Source organism: Kocuria sp. HSID17590, from assembly GCF_003989485.1.
GTDB lineage: Bacteria > Actinomycetota > Actinomycetes > Actinomycetales > Micrococcaceae > Kocuria > Kocuria salsicia.
This window is the reverse complement of sequence record NZ_RBMB01000006.1, coordinates 79,167-100,671: the sequence shown is the minus strand read 5'-3', so window position 1 is coordinate 100,671 and position 21,505 is coordinate 79,167. Positions and strand designations below refer to the sequence as shown.

16 protein-coding genes are annotated in these 21,505 nt (G+C 71.6%); 13 read left to right on the top strand and 3 right to left on the bottom strand.

What is annotated here, in order from left to right:
- Positions 1-84: 84 nt before the first annotated feature.
- The 9 genes from groL (at position 85) to D8M39_RS03370 (ending at position 14,498) form a co-directional block, all read left to right on the top strand.
- A complete protein-coding gene (gene groL, locus D8M39_RS03410; RefSeq protein ID WP_094394890.1) occupies positions 85-1,671 on the top strand; it encodes a chaperonin GroEL in 1,587 nt (528 codons plus the stop codon).
- Positions 1,672-1,854: 183 nt separating this feature from the next.
- On the top strand, positions 1,855-3,957 hold the full coding sequence (locus D8M39_RS03405; RefSeq protein WP_126874417.1) for an acyltransferase family protein: 2,103 nt from the start codon (positions 1,855-1,857) through the stop codon (positions 3,955-3,957).
- A gap of 238 nt (positions 3,958-4,195) precedes the next feature.
- The gene (gene guaB, locus D8M39_RS03400) at positions 4,196-5,692 is read left to right on the top strand and encodes an IMP dehydrogenase (protein ID WP_126874424.1); all 1,497 of its coding nucleotides are present in this window, start codon (positions 4,196-4,198) and stop codon (positions 5,690-5,692) included.
- Between the two features lie 47 nt (positions 5,693-5,739).
- Positions 5,740-6,861: a GuaB3 family IMP dehydrogenase-related protein gene (locus tag D8M39_RS03395; protein ID WP_126874416.1), complete on the top strand. Its 1,122-nt coding sequence runs from the start codon at positions 5,740-5,742 to the stop codon at positions 6,859-6,861.
- Between the two features lie 78 nt (positions 6,862-6,939).
- Positions 6,940-8,013 carry an SURF1 family protein gene (locus tag D8M39_RS03390; RefSeq protein ID WP_094394886.1) on the top strand — a complete coding sequence of 358 codons (1,074 nt, stop codon included), beginning with the start codon at positions 6,940-6,942 and terminating at the stop codon, positions 8,011-8,013.
- Positions 8,010-8,603, top strand: a complete 594-nt coding sequence (locus tag D8M39_RS03385) for a DUF3817 domain-containing protein (protein WP_126874415.1) — start codon at positions 8,010-8,012, stop codon at positions 8,601-8,603. The genes D8M39_RS03390 and D8M39_RS03385 overlap by 4 nt, the downstream gene beginning before the upstream one ends.
- 42 nt (positions 8,604-8,645) lie before the next feature.
- Entirely contained in the window at positions 8,646-10,244 is a 1,599-nt protein-coding gene (gene guaA, locus D8M39_RS03380; protein ID WP_126874414.1) for a glutamine-hydrolyzing GMP synthase, read from the top strand.
- A 92-nt stretch (positions 10,245-10,336) separates the two neighbouring features.
- A complete protein-coding gene (locus D8M39_RS03375) occupies positions 10,337-14,167 on the top strand; it encodes a hypothetical protein (protein WP_126874413.1) in 3,831 nt (1,276 codons plus the stop codon).
- Positions 14,157-14,498, top strand: coding sequence for a hypothetical protein (locus D8M39_RS03370; RefSeq protein WP_232300228.1), 342 nt, complete (start codon positions 14,157-14,159; stop codon positions 14,496-14,498). Before D8M39_RS03375 ends, D8M39_RS03370 begins: the two co-directional genes overlap by 11 nt.
- A 19-nt stretch (positions 14,499-14,517) precedes the next feature.
- Here D8M39_RS03370 and cpaB read toward each other — a convergent pair whose 3' ends face one another.
- From cpaB to D8M39_RS03355, 3 genes are all read right to left on the bottom strand, one after another.
- Entirely contained in the window at positions 14,518-15,192 is a 675-nt protein-coding gene (cpaB, locus tag D8M39_RS03365; protein WP_055083344.1) for a Flp pilus assembly protein CpaB, read from the bottom strand.
- A 329-nt stretch (positions 15,193-15,521) separates the two neighbouring features.
- Positions 15,522-15,911, bottom strand: coding sequence for an FmdB family zinc ribbon protein (locus D8M39_RS03360; RefSeq protein WP_055086440.1), 390 nt, complete (start codon positions 15,909-15,911; stop codon positions 15,522-15,524).
- 163 nt (positions 15,912-16,074) lie between these two features.
- On the bottom strand, positions 16,075-16,692 hold the full coding sequence (locus D8M39_RS03355) for a 5-formyltetrahydrofolate cyclo-ligase (RefSeq protein ID WP_055086456.1): 618 nt from the start codon (positions 16,690-16,692) through the stop codon (positions 16,075-16,077).
- Between the two features lie 121 nt (positions 16,693-16,813).
- On the opposite strand from D8M39_RS03355, the gene galU reads away from it, so the two are divergent.
- From galU to D8M39_RS13125, 4 genes are all read left to right on the top strand, one after another.
- Positions 16,814-17,722: a UTP--glucose-1-phosphate uridylyltransferase GalU gene (galU, locus tag D8M39_RS03350; protein WP_055086438.1), complete on the top strand. Its 909-nt coding sequence runs from the start codon at positions 16,814-16,816 to the stop codon at positions 17,720-17,722.
- Positions 17,723-17,731: 9 nt separating this feature from the next.
- A complete protein-coding gene (locus D8M39_RS03345) occupies positions 17,732-18,376 on the top strand; it encodes a GNAT family N-acetyltransferase (protein WP_126874412.1) in 645 nt (214 codons plus the stop codon).
- A 225-nt stretch (positions 18,377-18,601) separates the two neighbouring features.
- Positions 18,602-19,507, top strand: coding sequence for a hypothetical protein (locus tag D8M39_RS03340; protein ID WP_232300415.1), 906 nt, complete (start codon positions 18,602-18,604; stop codon positions 19,505-19,507).
- A gap of 84 nt (positions 19,508-19,591) precedes the next feature.
- Complete coding sequence (locus D8M39_RS13125; RefSeq protein ID WP_055086434.1) at positions 19,592-21,478, top strand: CYTH and CHAD domain-containing protein; 1,887 nt, start codon at positions 19,592-19,594, stop codon at positions 21,476-21,478.
- Positions 21,479-21,505: the final 27 nt, after the last annotated feature.

The following is a 21,505-nucleotide window of genomic DNA, read 5'->3' as shown; positions in this document are numbered from 1 at the left end:
GCGCGGTGCCCGAGCCTCCGCCCGCACGGGCAGCGCGGGCACCGCGCCGTCATTTCCTCTCCCTCTTTCTCCCAAGGAGCACACATGCCCAAGCAGTTGGTGTTCAACGACACCGCTCGCAAAGCGCTCGAGGCCGGAGTCAACCGCCTCGCGGACACCGTCAAGGTCACCCTCGGCCCCCGTGGCCGCAACGTCGTCCTCGACAAGAAGTGGGGCGCGCCCACCATCACCAACGACGGCGTGACCATCGCCCGTGAGGTGGAGCTCGAGGACCCGTACGAGAACCTCGGCGCGCAGCTGGCCAAGGAGGTCGCCACCAAGACCAACGACGTCGCCGGCGACGGCACCACCACCGCCACCGTGCTGGCCCAGGCCATCGTCAAGGAGGGTCTGCGCAACGTGGCCGCCGGTGCCGCCCCGGGCGACATCAAGCGCGGCGTCGAGGCCGCGGTGGCCGCGGTGTCCGAGCGCCTGCTCGACAACGCCCGTCCGGTCGAGGGCAAGGACGTGGCCCACGTGGCCGCGATCTCCGCGCAGTCCGAGGAGATCGGCGAGCTGATCGCGCGCGCCTTCGAGACCGTGGGCACGGACGGCGTGATCACCATCGAGGACGGCTCCTCCACCGAGGTGGAGCTGGACGTCACCGAGGGCATGCAGTTCGACAAGGGCTACCTCTCCCCGTCCTTCATCACGGACCAGGAGCGCCAGGAAGCCGTCCTGGACGACACGTACGTGCTGCTGTACCAGGGCAAGATCTCCGCCATCCAGGACCTCATGCCGGTGCTGGAGAAGGTGCTGCAGGCCAAGAAGCCGCTGACGATCATCGCGGAGGACGTCGAGGGCGAGGCCCTGTCCACACTGGTGGTCAACAAGCTGCGCGGCACGCTCGACGTCGTGGCGCTGAAGGCCCCCGGGTTCGGCGACCGCCGCAAGGCGATCATGCAGGACCTCGCGGTGCTCACGGACGCCACCGTGATCACCCCGGAGCTCGGCATCTCCCTCGACGGCGTGGACCTGTCCCAGCTGGGCAGCGCGCGCCGCATCACTGTCACCAAGAACCAGACCACGCTGGTGGACGGTGCCGGCTCCTCGGAGGCCGTCGCGGACCGCGTGGCCGAGATCCGCGCGGAGATCGCCCGCACGGACTCCGAGTGGGACCGCGAGAAGCTCCAGGAGCGCCTCGCGCGCCTGGCCGGCGGCATCTCCGTGATCAAGGTCGGTGCCGCCACCGAGGTGGAGCAGAAGGAGCGCAAGCACCGCATCGAGGACGCGGTGTCCTCCACGCGTGCCGCGCTCGAAGAGGGCATCGTGGCTGGCGGCGGCTCCGCCCTGGTCCACGCCTCCAAGACGCTCGACGGCACGGATCTCGGCCTCACCGGGGACGCCGCCACCGCCGTGAACATCGTGCGCCGCGCCCTGGTCCAGCCGCTGCGCTGGATCGCGGAGAACGCGGGCCAGGACGGCAACGTCGTGGCCGCCCGCGTCGCGGACATGGAGCCGGGCAACGGCTACAACGCGCTGACCGGGGAGTACGAGAACCTGCTGTCCGCGGGCATCATCGACCCCGTCAAGGTCACGCGCTCGGCCCTGCAGAACGCGGCGTCCATCGCCGCGCTCGTGCTCACCACCGAGACGCTCGTGGCGGAGAAGAAGGACGACGACGAGGACTGAGCTCCCGTCCGCCGTCCGGACTCCGGCCCGGGCACGCTGAACGACCGGCGACGGTGCCCGACCTCTGCCCCGTGCAACCGGGCGGCTCACCCCGCAGGCCGTGCGCACTGCTCACTCCCGGGAGGGGTCGGGACGGAACCGGGCGATGTGATCGGCACGCCGCCCTGCGTTTAGGCTGACCAGATGCGCATTCCCCCAGCCTCGGATCCCGTTGCCGGTTCATCCCCGCTCACGGTGGGGGAGCAACCCCCGTGGACTGCCGGATCCTCCGCCGCGCAACGGGCGCAGCGCTACTCCGGGTTCCGCCCGGAGGTGCAGGGGCTGCGCGCCGTCGCGGTCCTGCTGGTGGTGCTCTACCACGTGTTCATGGGCCGGGTCTCCGGCGGTGTGGACATCTTCCTGTTCATCTCCGCGTTCTTCATGACCCTCTCGTTCGTCCGCAAGCTCGAGGGCGGGCGACCCCTGGCGCTGGGCCGCTACTGGCTGCACACCTTCAAGCGGCTGCTGCCGCTGGCGACCGTGGTCATCCTGGCCACCCTGTTCCTCGTGTGGTGGCTGTACCCCGCGCAGGACGTCGCGGACTTCCGCTTCCAGGGCGTGGCCTCGATCCTGTACTTCGAGAACTGGACGCTCGCGTTCAACGCGGTGGACTACTACGCGGCGGACCACTCCTCGGCCTCGCCGTTCCAGCACTTCTGGTCCCTCTCGGTGCAGGGTCAGGTCTTCCTGCTGTGGCCGCTGATCTTCGGCCTGGCGTGGCTGGTCAAGCGCCGGACGGGCCGCAGCAGCGTCCCCGTTCTGGCCGCGTGCTTCGGGCTGGTGTTCGCGGCCTCGCTGGCCTTCTCGGTGGTCTCCACGGCCACGCACCAGGAGTTCGCGTACTTCGACACCAGGGCTCGCCTGTGGGAGTTCGCCCTGGGGTCCCTCGTGGCGCTCGCGATTCCGTACGTGAAGCTTCCCCGTGCGGTGCGCCTGGTCCTCGGGTGGGGCGGGCTCGTGAGCATGGTGTCGGTGGGGATCCTCGTGGACGTGCAGGGCGCGTTCCCGGGCTGGATCGCGCTGTGGCCGCTGCTCTCCGCGGCCGCGATCATCGTGGCAGGGCAGTCGGGATCGCGCCTGGGCCTCGACCGGTTCCTGTCCTGGGCCCCGGTGGTGAAGCTGGGCGACGCCGCCTACGCCCTGTACCTCGTGCACTGGCCCCTGCTGATCACCTATCTGGTGATCCGGGACCGACCGGTGGCCGGGCCGCGCTCCGGCGTGGTGATCGTGATCGTGTCCGTTCTGCTGGCACTGCTCCTGACGAAGCTCGTGGAGAACCCACTCAAGCGTTGGAAGTGGCCGGAGGCGAAGAACTGGCGCCTCGCGCTGGTCATCGTGGTGTGCATGGGCACGGTGCTGGTCACCGCGGGCACGTGGTCCGCGGTGGAGCGCCACCGCACCGCCGCGCTGGAGGCCCAGGCGGAACTGAACAACCCCGGTGCGCGGCTCCTCGAGCCGGGCTACGAGTTCACGGGGGACCCGGACGCCCCCACGCTGCCCGCGTCCATGAAGGAGCAGTGGGTGGGGCTGCCGCAGGCCTGCGACGGCGAGTACAAAAGCGCTGACAAGAAGGTCCAGGGATTCTGCCGCCAGACGGAGAAGGTCGAGAACCCCGCCAAGGTGGTGGCCGTTGTCGGCAACTCCCACATGGAGCAGTACATGGGTGCCGTGATCCCCGTGGCAGAGGAGGAGAACTGGCAGCTGATCTCCGTCCTGCAGCCCGGGTGCGGTTTCGGCGTGGAGGGGCAGTCGAGCACGTGCAAGGACGGCAACGAGGCCGCGATGGACTACCTGCGCGACCTGAAGCCGGACGCCGTGCTGACCACCTCGACGCGCGCAGAGCTCATGGACGGCTCGGCAGAGCGCGTGGTGAGCGGCCTCGACGCTCTGACGCGGGAGCTCACTGCCCAGGGGACCACGGTGGTCGGTTTCCGCGACAACCCCCGCCTGGACTTCGACCCCACCCGGTGCGTGGCCGAGAAGGGCCGGGACGACGAGTCCTGCAGGGTCTCCGCCGACGCCGTGCTGGCGGCCGAGAACCCCGCGCAGTCCCTGGACTCGATCCCAGGGTTCGCGGGGATCGACCCCACGCCCCTGATCTGCCCGCAGGGTGTGTGCGCCCCGGTGATCGGCAACGTGTCCCTGTGGATCGACCCCCACCACCTCACCTGGGAGTACACGCGCTCCATCGCGCCGCTGCTGCGGGACCAGCTCGTGGCGGCCGTCGGGACCGGCGCCACGGGCTGAGGACCCCGCGCGGGTCGGCCGTCAAGCACCGGGGCGACCTCGCCGCGTCGCCGCGCGGAGCGACGTCGTCCGCTCGTCGGCCCGCACACGGTACGACGCCGTGGTCCCAGGGCCCTGCCCGGTGCTCTGCGGCCCGCGGCGAACGGGTGGGGAGCGGGTCGGAGCCGCGCCGTACACTGGTGGCGACATTCTCGCGTGAAAGGGACTACTCGTGGCTGAACCCGTGCCCACGGCACTGATGGACGACCCGTTCGGATTCACCGGACTGACCTACGACGACGTGCTGCTGCTGCCCGGCAACACGGACGTGATCCCGTCGGAGGCCTCCACGACGACGCGCCTGTCGCGCAGGATCACGCTGCAGGCCCCCGTGCTCTCGGCGGCCATGGACACCGTGACCGAGTCCGCGATGGCCATCTCCATGGCGCGCCAGGGCGGGATCGGCGTGATCCACCGCAACCTGTCCATCCAGGACCAGGCGGACCACGTGGACCGCGTCAAGCGCAGCGAGTCCGGGATGATCACCAACCCCGTGACGGTCTCCCCGGACGCCACCCTGGCCGAGCTGGACCGGCTGTGCGGCTACTTCAAGGTCTCGGGCCTGCCCGTGGTGGACGAGAACCAGAAGCTGCTGGGCATCATCACCAACCGCGACACCCGCTACCTGCCGGAGAGCGACTTCGAGACCCGCCTGGTGCGCGACGTCATGACCCCCATGCCGCTCGTGACCGGCAAGGTGGGCATGAGCAAGGACGAGGCCCACGCCCTGCTCGCGAAGCACAAGATCGAGAAGCTGCCCCTGGTGGACGAGCAGGACCGGCTGACCGGGCTGATCACCGTCAAGGACTTCACCAAGGCGGAGCAGTACCCCCTGGCCACCAAGGACGACGAGGGCCGACTGCGCGTGGGCGCGGCCGTGGGCTTCTTCGGTGACGGCTGGGAGCGCGCGATGACACTCGTGGAGGCCGGTGTGGACGCGCTGTTCATCGACACCGCGAACGGCCACTCGCAGGGCGTGCTCGAGATGATCGCCCGGCTCAAGAAGGAGCCCGCGGCGGCGCACGTGGACGTGATCGGCGGACAGGCGGCCACCCGCGCGGGCGCGCAGGCCCTCGTGGACGCCGGAGCGGACGCCGTGAAGGTGGGCGTGGGTCCCGGCTCCATCTGCACCACCCGGATCATCGCCGGCGTGGGCGTCCCGCAGATCACCGCGATCAACGAGGCCGCACAGGTCACCATCCCGGCGGGCGTGCCGCTGATCGCCGACGGCGGGCTGCAGTTCTCCGGCGACATCGGCAAGGCGCTGGTCGCCGGTGCGGACTCCGTGATGCTGGGCTCGCTGCTCGCGGGCTGCGACGAGTCCCCGGGGGAGCTCGTGTTCGTGGCGGGCAAGCAGTTCAAGGCCTACCGCGGCATGGGCTCGCTGGGTGCGATGCAGTCCCGTGGCAAGAACACCTCCTACTCCAAGGACCGCTACTTCCAGGCGGACGTCTCGGACGACCAGAAGCTCATCCCGGAGGGCATCGAGGGCCAGGTCCCGTACCGCGGTCCCCTCGCCTCGGTGCTGCACCAGCTGGACGGCGGGCTGCGCCAGACCATGTTCTACGTGGGCGCCCACACCGTCACGGAGCTCAAGCAGAAGGGCCGCTTCGTGCGGATCACCCCGGCGGGGCTCAAGGAGTCCCACCCGCACGACATCACCATGACCGTGGAAGCGCCCAACTACAAGCGCTGAGCAGCCGGCCGACCCTCCGTGCCCGAGGCGCGGTGAAAGGACCCCTCGTGAGTTACGACATCGAAATCGGGCGTTCCAAGCGGGCACGCCGCACGTTCAGCCTGGACGAGATCGCCCTGGTCCCCTCCCGCCGCACGCGGGACCCGCAGGACGTGAGCACGGCGTGGCAGATCGACGCCTACCAGTTCGACATCCCCGTGGTGGGCGCACCCATGGACTCGGTGATGTCCCCGGCCACGGCCATCGAGCTGGGCCGCGCGGGCGGTCTGGGCGTGCTGGACCTCGAGGGGCTGTGGACCCGCTACGAGGACCCGCAGCCGTCCCTGGACGAGATCGCGGACCTCAGCTCCGAGAACCTGCCGCAGGCCACGCGCCGGATGCAGGAGCTCTACTCGGCGCCCGTCCAGCCTGAGCTCATCAAGGCCCGTCTGGCGGAGATCCGGGAGGCCGGCGTGATCGTCTCGGGCTCCCTGTCCCCGCAGCGGGTGGTCGAGCACTACCGCACGGTCCTCGAGGCTGGCGTGGACCTCTTCGTCATCCGCGGCACCACCGTCTCCGCCGAGCACGTCTCGCGCGAGCAGGAGCCGCTGGACCTCAAGAAGTTCATCTACGACCTCGACGTCCCGGTGATCGTGGGCGGCGCCGCGGGCTACACCCCGGCGCTGCACCTCATGCGCACCGGAGCGGCCGGGGTCCTGGTGGGCTTCGGTGGGGGAGCGTCCCTGCGCACCGAGTCCATCCTCGGCATCCACGCGGCCATGGCCACGGCGGTCTCGGACGTCGCCGCGGCGCGTCGGGACTACCTCGACGAGTCCGGGGGCCGCTACGTCCACGTGATCGCCGACGGCGGTCTGGGCACCTCGGGCGACATCGTCAAGGCCATCGCCATGGGCGCGGACGCCGTGATGCTCGGGACCCTGCTGGCCCGCGCGGAGGAGGCCCCGGGGCAGGGCTGGCTGTGGGGCGCGGAGGCGCACCACCAGCACTCGCCGCGCGGTGTCCGCACGCACGTGGGAACGGTCGGCCCCCTCGACGAGCTGCTCAACGGGCCCTCCCGGCACGTGGACGGCTCCTCGAACGTGATGGGGGCGTTGCGCCGCGCCATGGCCACCACCGGCTACTCGGACCTGAAGGAGTTCCAGCGCGCCGAGGTGGTCATCCGCAGCTGAGCCCGGGTGCCGTCGCGGGCCTGCCCGCGGGGTGCGCTGGTGTGGGAAACGCCCAGCGCGGGCCAGTAGGGTTGAACCGTGCTGAAAACCGCCCTGCGCCCCCGCTCTCTGGCCTTTCTGGCGGCCGCCCTGCTCGTGGCGGCGCTCTTCGTGAGCCTCAGCATGTGGCAGCTCAACGCGTCCCTGCAGTCCTCGACCGTCGCGGATCCCGCGAAGGACCGCGTCTCGGCGATCGAGGACGTCACCACACCCGGTGAGACGGTCACCTCCCAGCAGGCAGACCACGTGGTCTCCGTGACCGGCACGTACGTGCCGGACTCCACCGTGCTCGTCCCCGGGCGGCTGCAGGACGGCGCGTCCGGGTACTGGGTGGTCACGCAGCTCGTGGTGCCTGACTCGCAGGAGCGGTGGGACGTCGCGGACTCGGACGTCTCCCTCGCGGTTGCCCGCGGCTGGGTGGCCTCGCCCGAGCAGGTCGACCCCGCGCCGTCGGGCCAGATCCGGGTGATCGGGCGTCTGCTGCCCACCGACTCCCCGCTGTCCAGCGAGAAGCTGGCCGCGGGCCAGGTGGGTTCCGTGTCCTCGGCCCAGCTGAGCAACCTGTGGGACGCGCCCCTCTACTCCGGCTACGTGGCGGCCTTCGCGGAGAACCCGGCCACTCAGCCGGCCCCGGTGTCCTCCGACGGCGTGCTCCAGGACTCCGCGACCCTGATGGGCCACGGGCTGAGCCGTCTGCAGATCGATCAGCAGCCCACGGACACCTCCGTGCACGCCCTGAACCTCTTCTACGCCATCGAGTGGGTGGTCTTCGCCGGGTTCGCGTTCTTCATGTGGTGGCGCTTCGTCCGTGACGAGCAGCTGCGCGAGGAGAACCCGGAGGAGTACTTCTACTTCGAGGGCGACTACTTCTGGGACGAGGCCGAGCAGTCCTACTACTACTGGGACGCCCAGGACCAGTGCTACTACTTCTTCGACGACCAGCCGGCCGTTGCCGCCCGCGCACGCAACGACGCCCGACACGACGACGCAGCACACGATGACGCCCCGCACGACGACGCCGCCCGCCCGGGTGCGCGGCGCGCCGGAGCCGGCCGCGCGGCGTCGTCGTCAGAGAACCCCACCCCGCGATCCGACAACGGAGCACCCCAATGACTGAGCCCACGCCGAAGAACGACCAGCAGCCCCGCCCGGTGCGCCGCACCGACGGCGTGCGGGTCACCGCGCCCCAGGACGCCACCCCGGAACGGGCGACCGTCCCGGACAGCGTGCGCGCCAAGGCCGCCGCGCTGAAGCCTCGGCGCCGCTTCGGCGGCACCGAGGCCCAGATCCGCACCGCGCTGAACGTGTACAAGGTGTGCGCGTGGGTCTCCGGCACGTTCCTGCTGCTGCTCGTGGCGGAGATGGTCACCCGCTACGGCCTCCACTACGACCTCATCGCCGGCGGCACGGACAAGGCCACGGGCCAGTCTGTGGCCCTGGGGTGGCAGAACCTGGACCTCGAGAACCTGGCCGGGGGAGTCAACGTCTCCACGTGGATCCTGATCATCCACGGCTGGTTCTACGTGGTCTACGTCCTCTCGTGCCTGCGCGTGTGGTCCCTGATGCGCTGGCCGTTCGCGCAGCTGATCGTGATGGCCCTGGGCGGTGTGGTGCCCTTCCTCTCGTTCATCGTGGAGCGCAAGATCCACCGCTCCACCGAGGCGGAGCTCGCCGCCAATCCGAAGGCCGCCAAGCGCTACTGAGACCGGCGGGGCGTGTCTGCGCCGTGTTCTAGACTTGTCCGCGTGACTGAATCCCCTGAGAACCTGAGCGACCTGGAACAACGCCCGGTACTCGTGGTCGATTACGGTGCGCAGTACGCGCAGCTGATCGCCCGCAGGGTGCGCGAGGCGAACGTGTACTCCGAGATCGTCCCGCACACCTGGTCCACCGAGAAGATCCTGCAGCGCAACCCCGCCGCCCTGATCCTCTCCGGGGGCCCCGCCTCCGTGTACGCGCCGGGGGCCCCGCAGCGCGACGCCGAGCTCTTCGAGGCCGGTGTTCCCGTCCTGGGGATCTGCTACGGGTTCCAGGTGATGGCCAACGCCCTGGGCGGCGCCGTCGAGCGCACGGGCGTGCGCGAGTACGGCGCCACCACCGCCACGGCCACCTCCGACACCGTGGGCACCCTGCTGGACGGCACCCCTGACGTGCAGACCACGTGGATGAGCCACGGCGACTCCGTCACGGCGGCGCCCGAGGGCTTCACCACCCTGGCCACCACCGAGGGCGCGCCCGTGGCCGCCTTCGAGAACCGTGAGCGCGGACTCTACGGCGTGCAGTGGCACCCCGAGGTCAAGCACTCCGCCTTCGGGCAGAAGGTCCTCGAGAACTTCCTCTTCAACGGCGCCCGCCTGAGCCCCACGTGGTCCACGGGCAACATCATCGAGGAGCAGGTCGCGGCCATCCGCGCCCAGGTGGGCGACGGCAAGGCCCTGTGCGGCCTCTCCGGCGGTGTGGACTCCGCGGTGGCGGCGGCGCTCGTGCAGCGCGCGATCGGGGACCGGCTCACGTGCGTGCTGGTGGACCACGGCCTGATGCGCCAGGACGAGGTGGAGCAGGTCGAGAAGGACTACGTGGCCGCGACCGGCATCAAGCTGCACATCGCCCGGGAGAAGGAACGCTTCCTCGGCGCGCTCGAGGGTGTCACCGACCCGGAGACCAAGCGCAAGAACATCGGGCGCGAGTTCATCCGCGCGTTCGAGGCCGCCGAGCACAAGGTGCTCAGCGAGGAGGCCGCGGACGGCGAGCCCGTGCGGTTCCTCGTGCAGGGCACCCTCTACCCGGACGTCGTCGAGTCCGGCGGCGGCGAGGGCGCGGCCAACATCAAGAGCCACCACAACGTGGGCGGGCTTCCCGAGGACCTGCAGTTCGAGCTGGTGGAGCCGCTGCGCGCCCTGTTCAAGGACGAGGTCCGCGCGGTGGGTCGCGAGCTGGGCCTGCCCGAGAACATCGTGGGCCGCCAGCCGTTCCCCGGCCCGGGCCTCGGCATCCGCATCATCGGCGAGGTCACCGAGCAGCGCCTGGACATCCTGCGCCGCGCGGACGCGATCGCCCGTGAGGAGCTCACCCGCGCCGGTCTGGACGACGAGGTGTGGCAGATGCCCGTGGTGCTGCTCGCGGACGTGCACTCCGTGGGCGTGCAGGGCGACGGCCGCACCTACGGCCACCCCATCGTGCTGCGCCCCGTGAGCTCCGAGGACGCCATGACCGCGGACTGGTCGCGGCTGCCCTCCGAGCTGCTCGCGCGGATCTCCAACCGCATCACCAACGAGGTGGAGGAGATCAACCGGGTGGTTCTGGACGTCACGTCCAAGCCCCCGGGAACCATCGAGTGGGAGTGAACCCCGCCGTCTGAGTCACCGTCAGTTCCGGTGCGCCGGTCCGCCCCGTCCCCCGCGAGGTGCAGACCGGCGCGCTCGTGAGTAGGAGCACCATGTCGACACCCCCGTCCCAGGACCGATCGACCCCCCAGGTCACGGACCGCGCCGCCACGGAGTCGCAGCACCCCCGCGTGTCCCTGAGGTCCTGGACCCAGCAGATGGACGCCTACACGGGTCCGGACACGCTGCTGGACTTCAACCAGGTGGACAACGTGTGCATCGACCTCACGGAGGCGAACTCCTCGGGCCAGGCGCAGCTGCTCATGCAGCGGCCCACCCGGCTGTCCACGATGATCCACCAGGACACCCCCGCCTACGACCGTGCGGTGCGCTCCGCGCGTGCGCTGCGCACCAAGATCCACGAGCTGTCCGTGATGCACGGCCTGGACGCCGCCTACCTCGCCGCCGGGACCGCCTCGTGGCTTGCCGACCCCGTGGCGGACGGGCTGCGCCGCTTCATCGCGCCCGTGCTGCTGGCGCCGGTCACCATCAAGCTGCGCCCCGACCACAAGGACTTCGAGCTGCACATCGTGGGGCCCGCGCGGCTGAACCCGGCGCTGGTGCGCCGGCTGCGCGAGGACCACGGGGTGGAGCTGGCCACCGCGGAGATGTCCCGGCTCGCGTACGGCACGCGCAAGCTCGACCCCGCCCCGGTGCTGGAGATCCTGCGCCAGCTCGCGGTGGACGTCCCCGGCATGCACGTGGAGCACCAGCTCGTGGTCTCCACGTTCGCGGACCTGCACGAGCGCCCCGCGGACGAGCACGTGGAGGCCCGCACCGAGGTGGTCGAGGCGCTCGCCCGCCTGAAGAACCCGGAGGTGGGCAAGCTCCCGGTGGTCCGCCCGCTGCAGAACAGGGCCCCGGCCCTCGACGACCGCGACCCAGCGGACGAGCTGCTGCTCACGGACCTGGACGCGAACCAGCAGGAGGTCGTGGACCTCGCCGAGCAGGGCGAGAGCTTCGTGGTGAGCACGCCCGTGGGCACCCCCGCCGTGGACACCGTGGTCGCCACCGTGGGTGCGCTCGTGCACGGGGGTCGCAGCGTGCTCGTCCTGGGGGAGTCCCGCACGACCCTCGCCTCGTTCACGCGCGCCTGGAACCGGGCGGGTCTGGACTCGCTCGTGCTGCCCCTGGGCTCGCACCTCAGCCCGGACGACGTCGCCCAGCGCCTCGTGCGGGCCGTGGCGCGCAACGAGCGTGCCGCGGAGCCCCAGACAGAACCGATCCACGAGGCGCTGCGCCGCTCTCGCGAGCAGCTGCGTGTGCACGAGGACTCCCTGCACTCCCGCCGCCCCCGCTGGCAGGCGTCCCCGTACGAGGCGATGCAGGCGCTGGCGGAGCTCACCGCCCGGGACCCGGGCCCGGAGACGACCGTGCGGTTCCGCCGCTCGGTGCTCGACGCCGTGTCCCACCGCAGCGAGGTGCAGCGCCAGCTCCAGCGCGCGGCGGCACTGGGTGCCTTCGACGAGGCCGCCCTGTCCAGCCCGTGGCACGGCGCGCGCCTGGTCAACGACGACGAGGCGCGCCAGGCCCACGACCTCGCCAAGTCCCTGCTGCTCGAGCTGACCACGCTCACCACCGCCATGCGCAACGTCCTGGGCGTCTCGGGGCTGCGCGTGGGCACGACCATCGCCGAGTGGGAGCAGCAGCTCGAGCTCGTGATCGACGTGGGGAACTCCCTGGAGTACCTCACTCCCGACATCTACGACCGCCCCGTCACGGACCTGATCGCGGCCACGGCCTCCGCGGGCTGGCGGCGTGACCACGAGATCGAGCTGAGCGGGCTGCAGCGCTCCCGGCTGCGCAAGGCGGCCAAGGAGTACATCCGTCCCGGTGTCCACCTCTCGGACCTGCACGCGGCGCTGGTGAAGGTGCAGTCGGAGCGGGACAGGTGGCGGCAGTGGGCCACCACCCTGGAGCAGCCGGCGGTCTCCGACCGGGCCGAGGAGACCCTGCGCACGCACCGCCGCTTCCGCGAGGACCTGGAGGGGCTCGCCATCGCCCTGGAGGGCTCGGCCACGGCCGCCCGTCTGGAGTCCGCGACCGTGGACGAGCTCGGGGTGGTCCTCGACGAGCTGATCAACGACGAGCCCCACCTGAGCACCCTGCCGGAGCGCACCGTCCTGCTGGACGACCTGCGCGCCCGCGGCCTCGGGGAGTTCCTGCAGGACCTGGAGACGCGCGGGGTGCCCGCAGACCGGGTGGGGGACGAGCTGGAGCTCGCGTGGTGGCAGTCGGTGCTGGAGGCCATGATCAGCGGCGACGACTTCGTGGCCATGCCGGACGGTTCCGAGCTGCGCAGGACGGAGTCCGCGTTCCGCCGGGCCGACTCCGCGCACGTGGCGGCCGCCCCGGCGCGCCTCGAGCACGAGCTCGCCACCCGCTGGGCCCGCGACGCGCGCCGGTTCCCCCGCGAGGCCGTGGCCCTGCGGGACATGCTGCGCAGCGGGCACGTGAACACGCAGGACCTGGACCGGGTCCAGCACCTGACCCCGTCGCTGGTGCCGGTGTGGACGGCCAGCCCCCTGGTGCTCACCGCCACCCTCGGCGAGGACCAGGAGGTGGACACGGTGGTGGTTCTGGACGCCGAGTCCACGCCGCTCGCGGCCACCCTGCCGGCGGTCGTCAGGGCGCAGCAGGTGATCGCCTTCGGGGACGAGCACGCCGGCGGTCCGCAGCCGTTCACGGTGGCGCCGCAGCTGGCCGGTCGGGATGCGCCGCACCCCGTGGCCGAGGTCGACTCCGTCCACGAGGCGCTCTCGCGGGTCGTGGACACCCGCTCCCTCACGTCGGTGCGCCGGCCCCTGGACCCGCGGCTGTTCGGCTACCTCAACGAGGCGTTCTACGACGGGGCGCTCACCCGCGTCCCGTTCGCCTCCGAGCTGATGAGCCCCACCACGGGCCTGTCCGCCGAGTACGTCGAGGACGGGGTGGGTGTGCTCACCGCGGGCAGCGAAGGGGTGCAGGCCCCCACCGCGGAGGTGCACCGCACCGTGGACCTCGTCTTCGCCCACGCGGCGCGGCACCCCGAGCGCTCGCTCGCGGTGGTCACCGCGAGCGCGATGCACGCCGCCCGCGTGGCGCAGGCCGTCCAGCGCAGGCTGCGGGAGACGGGGGAGTCGGAGGAGTTCTTCGCCCCGGGGCACGAGTCCTTCCGCGTGGTGGAGCTCCACCGTGCGGCGGGGATCGAGCGGGACACCGTGATCTTCTCCCTGGGCTTCGGCCGCACGACTTCGGGCCGCAGCACCCCTCAGCTGGGGTCCCTGTCCGAGCGGGACGGTCGGCAGGCGTTCGTGCGCGGCATGACGCGTGCGCGTCGGCACACCCACATCGTGACGTCCATCCACCCCAAGGACACCGAGCCGCGACGGCTGAAGTACGGGGCCAAGGACATGTACCACATGCTGGAGGTGCTCTTCGGGGACAACACCACCTCCGAGCGCGCTGCGGCAGAGTCCGAGGACTCGCCCGAGGCGCCGGACGCGCTCGTCGACGACCTCGCGCGTCGGCTGCGCGCGGCCGGCGCCACGGTGCACACGGGCTACGCCCACGCCGTGGACGTGGCGGCCTACGCGCAGACGGAGTCCCTGTCCGCCGGGGCGGTGCTGCACAGCGGCGCCGACGACGAGGCCGTGCGGATCCCGGTGGCCCTGCGCTCGGACGGCTCCGACCGCAGCCGCGCGCTGAGCGTGCGCGAGCGGTCCCGCCTGATTCCGCAGCAGCTCGAACGGGCGGGCTGGAACTACGTGAGTCTGTGGTCGGTGGAGGTCTTCACCGATCCCCAGACCGTGGCGGGACTCGTGCAGCGCTACCTCGGACTGGGTGCCGCGGACGGGGCACCGGGAGCGGGTGCAGGCCGGGGGAGCTCTTCGCGTGGGTTCTGACGGCGACTCCTCACGCACCGGCACGACCCCCGGGGCGATGTCCGGCCGGACAGCCGATGCAGCTCCCGATGCGGCGTCCGGCGTGGTGCCCGCCCCGGCCCCCGGCAGGACGTCCGGCGCCGGGCCTGACGCGGTGCCGGGGCGACGTCGCGGCTCGCACCGGCGCGCCACCGGCGGCACCGTGCCGGACGCGGAGCGCGCGCTGGGCGGCAGCCAGTGGAGCGGTTCCCCCGATGACCTCGGCGCGGATGCGCCGGATCCCCGGGAGGTGCAGGGCGAGGCCGGGCACGAGGAGTGGCTGAGGCGCCAGCGCCCTCCGCACTGGGGCTGAGCCCGGTCGGATCCCGCCATCACGGTGACACCAGTACCAGGGAGACACGCCCCGCCCCGTCCAGCGTGGCGAGCGCGGTCGCGGTCTCCCGGGCGGCGGCCAGCACCACGAGCCCGGCGTCGTCCTCCGAGCCGCCCGACGACAGGATGGACGCACCGCCGCCCGAGGGCGTGCTGGCGGCCCACAGGACGGTGACAGCACTCGCCACCGTAGTCCCCTTGCCCGAGGCCCCCTCATCGGAGTGGTGCACCACGTCCACCACGTCACCGGGGCGGATGTGCCGCAGCACAGCGGGATCCCCGACCCGCACCGTGGCCGCGGTGGTGCCCGGCGGCTGGCCCGTGAGGAGACCGGGACCAAGCACGGTGGTGGGTGTGACGGGCTGGCCCTCGGTCAGCGCGACCGCCGTGGTCAGCCCGTTCGCGTCCGCAACCGCCGCGTAGGCGCCCGAGGGGGCGAGGGCCACGGGGAACTCGGACACGGTGAGGTCCTCGGCAGCGATGGCATGACCCGCGGGGATCTCCCCGGCGGCCGTGACCACCGCCGTGGTGTGCACGCTGGGCGGCGCTAGGCGGAGGATGACCAGCGTCAGTGCCACGGCGCACAGCGCGGCGGCCACGAGACGGTGGCGGCGACGGACGACGGTGCGCAGCCGCAGTGCCAGAGGATAGCGGGGACGGGAGCGTGAACTCATGCCCGGACGCTAACCGTGAGTCAGGCCTGTGCCGGGGCCCGGGGGACCATGTGCAGGGCGGGGCGCCGTGACGGGAGCCCCGGCCCGCCTGGTGCAGTGCGCTCGCCGCGCGCGGGGACGCCAACCGCTGCGGGACGCCGCACGCTGCGGTTCCCCCCCCGGGGGGGAACCGTGCGTCTCTGTCCGCCTCGTCTCCTGGCGCGCGGTCGTCGTCGCTGGGCCCGGCGCCCGGGCGCCACGACGTCGTGGTGCGATGTTGTGGTGCAACGCGCAGCAGATCGGGCAGGGCCCCAGATCGAACGGCACCGCACACCGGTGCAATGCGGCGGTCAGGAACCGGAGGTGGAGCTTCCCGATCCCGTGGAGCTCGTCGAGGTGCTGCTGCTCGAGGCCGATCCGCCGGAAGCGCCGGAGTCCTTCGAGGCACCGGAGCTCGCGGAGCCCGAGCTCGCGGAACCGCCGCTCGACGCGCCGTCGCCGGAGCCAGAGGATGCGGAACCGGTCGTCGAGCCGGAGGAGGAGCCGCCGTTCTTGCTCGCGTCGGCGCGGGAGTCGTTGTGGTAGAAGCCGGAGCCCTTGAAGACCACACCCACCGAGTTGAACTTCTTGCGCAGGTGGCCGCCGCACTCGGGGCACACCGTCAGGGCGTCGTCGGAGAAGGACTGGCGGATGTCGAAAGCATGGCCGCAGTCTTTGCAGGCGTAGGCGTAAACGGGCACGGGTGTTCCTTCGAGGGCTGACGGGGCGGCGGATTGCCGACGTCACATGCTACTCGCACGGCGCTGCGTGTGATGCCCGGTCCCGCTCCCGCTCCTGCCCGGCCCCGGCCCCGGCCCCGCTTCCGCCCGGTCACCCCGGCCACCGGCCACCGCCGGGGCCGGTTCAGGCCGCGGGGCCCAGCCGGATGGTGCCCCGCTCCGTGAGCACCCCGGGGAGCACAGCGTCGTACGGCTCGCGCGGAACGGTTCCGGCGGGGAGCACCTCGTCCGCGTGGCAGCAGGCCAGGATCTCCGGTTCCCGCCCCGCCCCGGCCAGGAGGGGGAGGAAACGGTCGTAGTACCCGCCGCCGAAGCCGAGCCGCACCCCGCCGCGGTCCACGGCCACCACGGGCACGAGCAGCAGGCGCACCGTGGCGAAGACCTCGAGACCGCGCCGCGGGCCGGTGGGTTCGAGCAGTCCCGGGAGGTTCCCCGGTGCGAGGGGAGCGTCCGTCCGCCACTGCGCCCAGCTCAGCCGGTGCCCCGGTTCGACCACCGGCAGCCACACGCGGCGTCCCGCGGCGTGCGCCCGCTCCAGCCCGTGCAGCACGGGAGGTTCGCCGGGCAGCGGGAGGAATGCGGCGACGTCGCCCGGGCCGTGGCCCGCCAGCACCCGGCTGAGGTGGGTGGCGAAGCCTTCCCGGTCGCGCTCGCGGACGGCCGCGGTGCGTCGCCGACGCCGCTCGAGGACCTCCGCGCGCAGCCGCGCCTTGGCACCGGGGGTCCCTGCCGCTGCGTCCACGCGTTCCACCCCTCCGGCCCTGTCCGCTCTTGGGAGTACATTCCTCGAAAACCCCCGTAATCCCCGCATGTTCCGGGTCTCGCACCGGGGGTGTCGGTACTTGTTCGTCTACCCTAATTCCATGAGTGATCACGAGAACAAGCGCGTCCACAAGGCCGTCATCCCCGCCGCGGGTCTGGGCACCCGTTTTCTTCCCGCGACGAAGGCCATGCCCAAGGAGATGCTGCCGGTGGTGGACCGCCCCGCCATCCAGTACGTGGTCCAGGAAGCGGTCGATGCCGGGCTGGACGACGTCCTGATGATCACGGGACGGTCCAAGCGGGCGCTCGAGGACCACTTCGACCGCGTCCCCGTGCTCGAGGCGCAGCTGAAGGAGTCCGGCAAGGACAAGCTGCTCGCGGAGGTCGAGCACGCCTCCGACCTGGGCGAAATCCACTACCTGCGCCAGCAGGATCCCCAGGGCCTGGGGCACGCGGTGCTGCGCGCCAAGACCCACGTGGGGGACGAGCCCTTCGCGGTGCTGCTCGGTGACGACCTCATCGACGAGAAGGAGGACCTGCTCTCCCAGATGATCCGCGTGCAGGAGCGCACCGGCGGCTCCGTGGTGGCCCTCATGGAGGTCCCGCACGAGAGCATCAGCGCCTACGGCTGCGCGGACATCACCGCGGTCGAGGGCGAGGACTACGTGCAGGTCAACGGGCTCGTGGAGAAGCCCGCTCCGGAGGACGCCCCCTCCAACCTCGCGATCATCGGCCGCTACGTGCTGCACCCGGAGATCTTCGGCATCCTCGAGGAGACCGCGCCCGGGCGCGGCGGGGAGATCCAGCTGACCGACGCCATGCAGACCGTCGCGGACCGCGGCGACGCCGCTCACGGGATGTACGGCGTGGTCTTCAAGGGCCGCCGCTTCGACACCGGTGACAAGCTCTCCTACCTCAAGGCCAACATCGAGCTGGCGTGCGAGCGCGAGGACCTCGGTCCCGGGCTGCGCACCTGGATCAAGGACTACGCCGAGACCCTCACGGACTGAGTCCCCCTCGTGGACGGGCAGGCCGCGTGGCCGGTCACGGTGCAGTGGGCGCAGCTGATGCTGCGCCCACTCGCGCTGGGCGACCGGGGTGAGTGGGACCGGGTGCGCTTCCGGAACAGGCAGTGGCTCGAGCCTTGGGAGGCGAGCAATCCCGAGCCGGGTGGGGCCGCACCGTCCTACCGTGCGTTCATGCGCCTCATGCGCCAGCAGGCCCGCGGCGGGCAGAGCCTTCCGTGGCTGATCGTGGAACGCGGACCCGAGGGCGGGCGCCCGCAGCTCGTGGGGCAGCTGACGGTCTCGGGCATCACCCTGGGATCGTTCCGCTCCGCGACCCTCGGCTACTGGGTGGACGGTGCGCAGGCCGGGCGGGGCATTGCGCCCATGGCCGTGGCCATGGCCACCGACTACTGCTTCCAGCACCTGCGGCTGCACCGCATGGAGATCAACATCCGCCCGGAGAACGCGAAGTCGCTGCGGGTGGTGGAGAAGCTGGGCTTCCGGGACGAGGGGCTGCGCGAGCGGTTCCTGCACATCGCGGGCTCCTGGGCGGACCACCGCAGCTTCGCGCTGACGGCGGAGGAGGTTCCGGAGGGCCTGGTCCGCCGGTTCACGGGCGAGGACGAGGGGATCACGGTGCGCCACGCGCCTCGCTGACCCCGGGGCGACGGCCGGCCGCTCCGCAGGGGAGTGGCGGAGCCCGTGTCGTCAGGACGGGGGACGACGACGCCGCGCGGCAGGCACTGCGCCCCAGGTCAGGGACGGGCCGCGCCCCGGAGAGGAAAAAATCCCCATCGAATTACATTGATGTAGGCAACACGCGCATTCCATCCCGGGAATCTATCCCTGCTGCCCTACCCTTGAACGGTGGGATTGTCATGGGTGAGCAGCTCGGCCGTGCTGGCCGTCGTCATTGTGCTGAGTGTCATGTGGTTCGCGCCGCACGTGGTGCGGCGGACGAACCTTCCCGTCCATGCCCAGGTGGAGGCTCCTGACCTCCAGATCGACGCCTTCCTCCACAGCCACGAGCGCAGACGCCCCGCGCCCAGTACAGTGGTGAGCACCACCTCGGCCCAGGTTCACGAACGGGAGACCCCAGTCATGGAGACATCGGCACACGCGCCGTCCGCCACCACGCTGCAGAGCGGATCCCTGGCGGGACTGCGCATCAAGTGGGACCGCACCATCGTGTTCCTCACCGGTGCCGTCCTGGTGGCCGCGGCGCTCCTGTCCGCACTGATCGCGCCCTTCACCGCCATCTCGTGGGCTGTGCCCGTGGTGCTCTTCCTGCTGGGCGCGGGTTGCGTTGCCGGACTGCGCTACCTGGCCGTGGAGGACCAGCGCCGCGGCGCCGTCCGCACTGCCGCCCCGGTGGCCGCGCCCGCTCAGCACGCCATCTTCGACAATGAGGACGAGGCCCGTCAGGAGCACGCCGAGCAGACCCGCGCCGCGGATGCCGAGCTGGACATGCCGGCCGCGGACTATCAGCCCGAGCAGCAGGCCCCGCAGCGCGCAACGGAGCGCGTCTACACGGTGGCCGAGCTTCGTGCCGAGGCGCTGAAGGTCGCACGGACCACCGGTTCGGACACCACCACCTGGGAGCCGGTCCCGGTTCCCAAGCCGCTGTACACCCAGGCTCCCGTTGTCGAGCGCAACGAGCCCGAACCCCTGCGAGTGCCCACCCGGCCCGCCGCGCGGTCCACCACTCTGAAGGACGCGGTGCGCTCCGGCGAGCAGGAGAGCACCGCCCTGAACCTCGACGACGTCCTCAAGCGACGCCGGGCCTGACACCACTGCACCAGCCAACTTGACGACAGCAGCGCGCCGCGGAACCCCACGAGGGCCGCGGCGCGTTTCACACAAGGGAGCACCATGGTCACGCAACAGGTTGAGATCGAACGCAAGTACGACGTCCCCGGGTCCGGGAAGCCCGCGCTGAAGCTGCACAAGCTCGAGCGCTTCACGGTGGGCGAGCCCGTGGAGCACGACATGAGCGCCACCTACTACGACACCGAGGACCTGCAGCTGGCGCGGGCCAAGGTGGCCGTGCGGCGTCGTCGAGGGGGCTCCGACGACGGCTGGCACGTGAAGTACCAGGCCGGAAGCGCGCGCGGGGAGGTGCACCACGACCCCCTCAAGTCCGCCCCGGAGCGGATTCCCGCGGCGCTGCGGAAGCTGCTGCTCGGGCTGACCCTCGGTGAGGAGCTCACCCCGGTGGCCACGATCGACACCCACCGCACGGAGTACCCCGTGCTCGGGGAGGACGGCCAGTACGCGGAGCTGTGCCTCGACACCGTGGCCGCGCGGGACGAGCGCGCCGGGGTCACCCGCGCCTGGACCGAGTGCGAGGTGGAGCTCTCCCGGGACGACCTCACGGAGAAGCAGGCCCGCAAGGTCTTCGAGGCCGTGGAGGCGGTTCTGTACGCGGCGGGAGCCACGCCGTCGTCCTCCGTGGCCAAGATTGCCCGTGCCCTCGGGCAGGATGGAGGGGACACGGTGCGCATCGTGACCCCCGAGCACGTCGAGCAGACGGCGGGCGAGGATGGTCGCGGCGCGGGGAAGGGGGCCGACGGTTCTTCGCCCGCGGGGGCTCCCGAGGACGGGGAGCCGAAGGCCTCCGAGAAGTCCACGAAGGCAAAGGGCAAGAAGGGTGAGAAGAAGGCCAAGGGCAAGGATTCGGGGGAGTCCGCGGCGTCGACCAGGAACTCGTCCAAGACCAAGGATTCTGGGCAGGACGCCACGACCACGGCGTCGGACGCGAAGCACGCGGAGGAGGACGCCGAGCCCACCGGCGCGGAGGTGCTCACGGGGATGCTCACCCGGCTGGTGGGCGAGCTGCAGGCGTGGGACTTCGCGGTGCGGCTTGGCGTCGAGGACTCCGTGCACCAGCTGCGGGTGCGCTCCCGTGCGCTGCGCAGCGTGCTGCAGGCCTCCCGCGACTTCGTGGCGCAGGAGGTGGCCGAGGACCTGGAGAACCGGCTCAAGCTCCTCGCCCGGGTGCTGGGGGATGCGCGGGACCAGGAGGTCGCCCGGGAGCGCCTCGAGACCCTGCTGCAGGCGCAGTCCGCGGGGATCGTGAGCATGGCCGCGGCGCAGGAGCTGCGCGAGGCGGCCGAGCACCTCGGGGAGGACGCGGCCCGCGGTGTGCGCCGGGAGCTCGACAGTCCCGCCTACCTCCAGCTGCTGAAGGACCTGCGTCACCTGGCGGCGGGGCAGGGATTCACGGAGGAGCCCGGGCAGCACTCGCCCAAGAAGTTCGCCAAGATCGTGCTGGGGGCCGCACTGAACCGCGTGCTGGCCACGGCCGCGACGCCCGTGCCGGAGGACGCCGGGGAGGTCACCGTGAGCACCATGGCCCAGGTGGTGGGCGAGCGGATCTCCCTGCCGGGCAAGGACCCGCGGCAGACGGCGGTCGCGTTCGAGATCCTCCACGAGACGCGCAAGGCCGCGAAGTCCGCCCGGTACGTCTCGGAGGCCCTCCAGCACGCCCAGGCGAAGGCGGGCAAGAAGCGGGTGCGCGCGGCCGCGGTCGCCAAGGACTACCAGGACGATCTCGGGGTCGTCACGGACGCCGCCGTCATGGAGGAGTGGCTCGCCCGCATGGCGCGCTCCTTCCAGCGCACGGGCAGGGACCGCTACGCCGTGGGGCTGCTGCACGGCCTGGAGCTCTCGGACCTGCGCAACGGCATGCTCGAGGCGCCCGAGATCCTGGAGGACCTCGTGGAGGACCTGCGGGACGCGCTGCCCAGCAAGGACTGACCTGCTTCCCGCCGAGCTTTGGGGCGG